Origin of the sequence: Bradyrhizobium sp., from assembly GCF_036009065.1 — a bacterium.
Taxonomy (GTDB): Bacteria; Pseudomonadota; Alphaproteobacteria; order Rhizobiales; family Xanthobacteraceae; genus Bradyrhizobium.
The window spans coordinates 1-3,539 of sequence record NZ_DASYMN010000126.1 but is presented as its reverse complement, the minus strand read 5'-3'; the positions used below and the strand labels follow the sequence as shown (position 1 = coordinate 3,539).

Genomic DNA, 3,539 nt, shown 5'->3' with positions numbered 1-3,539 from the left:
CCAGAATGCCTCTTCGAGGCTGACGCTGGTCTTGTGGCCGGCGACCACGATGGACCGTTTCACGACCGGCGATTTCATGATGCGTCCTCGCCATCGATGCGATGCTGGTCCAGTACATCGTTCGCACGGCTTGCACGCTGCTCGTGCAGGGCGCGCTCGGATTTGGTGCGGCCAAAGCGTGCGCGATTGGCTTCGGCCTGTTGCGCCGACTGATCCCGCGCGATGCGCTTCTTGAATCGTTTGAGATTGACCAAGTCCCCCATGATCGTCCCCACTATTCTTGCAACCGGTAACGCGGGGCGACTTCAAACCCGCACAACCGTTCGTGGCAGGACTCAATGCGCCGTTTCCCCTCCCATCGGGACGCGTTGACGAAGCCAAGGGCGGCGGCGAAAAAGCCCGCGCGAGGTGGTCTAATCCATTGATTTAATTTAACAAATCTTGGTTGCGGGGACACGCCTACAGCACTGTTTGCGGGCCGAGCAAATCAGGTCGGTTGTGAGGCCTTGCAACCAACTTCATTCGCTGTTTAAGGCGCAAGGATTACCGGGACGGGGTAGGGTAGCTTCGCAGCTACGCCAACTGATCTTTTATTCGGGCAATCCCGCGGTCCGGAGACCTTCAAAAAAGCGTTCCTGTTGCACGAGAAATTTGGCGTCCGTCGACTTCGCACCAACCCGCAAGCTCGAAATGGTCGCTGACGGCACGATTTTTCTGAACTCGGCGAGCACGGCTCGTGCTTCGGGTACGCGCCCCGCCAGCGCGAGCGCGCTGGCGAGATAGGCATGGTGGCGGGCGATCGGAGTTCCTGTGTCGATGGCGCGGGTAAGCCATGAGATCGCGTCCTGATCCTCCCCGAGATGCAGCTTGGCCATGCCGACAAAAGAAAGCCACGGGCCGAGCGAAGGGTCGCGCGGACTAAGCCTGATGGCACGTTCGACCGCGGAAATGGCCGCTTCGGGCTGGCCAAGCTCAACTTCCGTGGCGCCCAACTGGGCGTAACCGGGCGCGAAATTCGGATTGATAGCGATGGCGGTGCGGAAGGCATCGCGAGCCGCGCCGATCCGCCCTTGCATGCGGAACAGGAACCCGCGCACATGGTGCGCGATAACGTGGTTCGGGTTGAGCGCGAGCGCTTTGGCGGCGGCCGCTTCCGCAACGGCCAAGTCCTGCGCGGGCGCAACACTCCAGCCATCGAGCACGAGAATCGCCGACGTCCAGGCGACCCCGGCAAGCGCATTTTCCGCCTCGGGCGCGCGCTCGAGCGCGCGTTGGAAATGGGCGCGCGCAGCGACGTAGTTGTCCGGGTTCTTGGCGGCGTGGACCAACGCCCAGCCTCGCGTCGTGAGATCGAAGGCCTCGGGATTGCCGCCTCTCTCGCGCAGGCCCCGTTCGCTCTCAAGCCTGGTCAGCCGGAAATTGAGTGCATTCGCAATCCGCCCGATGACCTCGTCCTGCCAAACGGCAAGCTCGTCGCGCCTGCGTTCAAAACGATCGGCCCAGACGGCCGCGGCGGTCTCTGCGCTGACAAGCTGAGCATTGACGCGGACCTGATCTCCCATTTCCCGAATGCTGCCTTCCAGCAGGTATCGGACATTGAGTTCACGGCCGATCTGGCGCGCATCGATGTCCTTCCCCTTGAACGTCCGCGCCGTAGCGTGTGCAATGACGAACACGCCGGGGAGCCGTGACAATTCGGTTGTCAACTCCTGGGTCACGCCGTCAGAGAGATATTCCTGGTCCGGATCGTCACTGAGGTTCGTGAACGGCAGCACGGCAACGGACAGCGGCGGTGCGGCTCTCAGGTAGTCGACCGAACCGGACCACCACCAAGCCGCGAGCATTGCCATCGCGAGCAAAGGCAAGGCGGCAGCGGCCCCGAGCCTCAGGCCGCGCCCGCCGCGGATCGCACCCATCGAAGGCGGTCGCCGCAGCTTGCGCGGCTGGTCGCCTTCTCCGGGAGCGGTAGTGGTAGACTGCCGCACGGCCGCGTCCGGCTCGACCGATACGGGTGTTTCGAAGCGGTAGCCTCGCCTTTGGAACGTCTTGATCAGGCGCTGGTCATGGCCGCCAAATGCGCGGCGAAGCTCGGAGATGCATTGCACGATCGAATCGTCGCTAACGAGAACGTCGGGCCAGACTGCCGCCAGCAGCTCATCTTTAGAGACAAGGCGACCGGGATTGGCAACGAGGTAACGCAGAAAATCGAACGTCTTGGGCCTCAGAGCGACCTCTTCACCGTCCGCCAGTAGGCAGCCGCGCTCAAGGTCCAGAACGTAGCGCTCAAACCGCAACCGCATCGGGAGGGTAGCTGTTCCGGCGGGGCTACCATTGAGTCCGCGCGGCAAAGAGCCTGCGCCAGCCGAATTCGGCAAAATTTCCGCTCTCGTTCGGCGCCCCTTCGGGACATCCCGACCCGCGATGATGTTCATTGTGGGCACCACGTCCTGGGGTCGCGCTTGCGTGGACCAAGACTAGCTCGATTTGACTGCCGGCGCCACGCATAATGGACGGCTCGGGCTCGGCGGCAGGCCGATCTCAATTGGAGGATACAAGATGGGACACAAGACGATCGTTTCGTGCGCAATTCTCCTGGCGCTGACCGCCGTCGCTAAGGCGGAAAACCCAAACGATATTTTCATCGTAAGAACCACGTCGAAGACCCCCGACGCGATCGTGGCGGCGATCAAATCCCATTCCGAACAGAAGAAGTGGGAGTACCTGGGCGAAAGCAAAATCAAAAGGGGCGAGGTGACACTCGTGAAGATCTGCATTCCCGCGGTCGCCCAGCACATCTGGCCTGTAGGTCTGCAACTCAGCGCGTTGCTGCCGTGCGGGAACGTCGGGATCTATCAGAAAGGCACGGCCACGGAGATTTCCGTCCTGCACCCCCGCTATATGAATGTGCTTTATTCGCATGCCGGGACGGAACGCGCGAGCGCGGTTGCCGAGCCCTTGCTGACCGAAATGCTCGATGTCGTGACAAAGTAGAAGAAGACATAAGGGGTCCTACTTCGCGCGCCCGCTGCGGGCTCGAGCGTTTTTGAGTGGGCGCTACTGCCTGGGACGGTTCTAGGGGCAAGCAGCCGGCTTGCACCACTCGTCAAGGCCTCGGCTTCCGCCTCAACAATGTAATCGCACAGCTTGTCGGGCGCGCGGCAACGGGCGGCGATCGAAGTAGGCCACCTGAAGGAGCCGTTTCAACCTAAATTTCATTACGCTCTGGAAACCGATTACGGTTGCGCTTTATCCGTTGCAGGGGGCATCGCGCGGCTGCGGAAATAATCCAGCACGAAAAGCCGGATCGCCGAGGACAGGTTGCCCTGCTGGCGGTTGCTGTCGATCTCGCCCACCAGTTCGGACAATGTCATGTCGCGCAGCCCTGAGATCTCCTTCATGCCGTTCCAGAATGCCTCTTCGAGGCTGACGCTGGTCTTGTGGCCGGCGACCACGATGGACCGTTTCACGACCGGCGATTTCATGATGCGTCCTCGCCATCGATGCGATGCTGGTCCAGTACATCGTTCGCACGGCTTGCA

At 61.7% G+C, this 3,539-nt stretch carries 5 protein-coding genes; 1 reads left to right on the top strand and 4 read right to left on the bottom strand.

Going from position 1 to position 3,539, the window contains the following annotated elements; translation table 11 throughout:
- The 3 genes from VGP39_RS07850 to VGP39_RS07840 all read right to left on the bottom strand — a co-directional run.
- Positions 1 to 78 (bottom strand): ribbon-helix-helix domain-containing protein (locus tag VGP39_RS07850; RefSeq protein ID WP_327567540.1); only part of this gene is annotated, 78 nt, incomplete at its 3' end.
- Positions 75 to 263, bottom strand: a complete 189-nt coding sequence (locus VGP39_RS07845) for a DUF4169 family protein (RefSeq protein WP_327567539.1) — start codon at positions 261 to 263, stop codon at positions 75 to 77. The genes VGP39_RS07850 and VGP39_RS07845, both read right to left, overlap by 4 nt.
- A gap of 327 nt (positions 264 to 590) precedes the next feature.
- Complete coding sequence (locus VGP39_RS07840) at positions 591 to 2,432, bottom strand: winged helix-turn-helix domain-containing protein (RefSeq protein WP_327567538.1); 1,842 nt, start codon at positions 2,430 to 2,432, stop codon at positions 591 to 593.
- A 124-nt stretch (positions 2,433 to 2,556) separates the two neighbouring features.
- On the opposite strand from VGP39_RS07840, the gene VGP39_RS07835 reads away from it, so the two are divergent.
- Positions 2,557 to 2,991 carry a hypothetical protein gene (locus tag VGP39_RS07835; protein WP_327567537.1) on the top strand — a complete coding sequence of 145 codons (435 nt, stop codon included), beginning with the start codon at positions 2,557 to 2,559 and terminating at the stop codon, positions 2,989 to 2,991.
- Positions 2,992 to 3,233: 242 nt separating this feature from the next.
- Here VGP39_RS07835 and VGP39_RS07830 read toward each other — a convergent pair whose 3' ends face one another.
- Positions 3,234 to 3,482 (bottom strand): ribbon-helix-helix domain-containing protein, encoded by a 249-nt coding sequence (locus VGP39_RS07830; RefSeq protein ID WP_327567536.1) that lies wholly within the window; start codon positions 3,480 to 3,482, stop codon positions 3,234 to 3,236.
- Between the last annotated feature and the right edge of the window lie 57 nt (positions 3,483 to 3,539).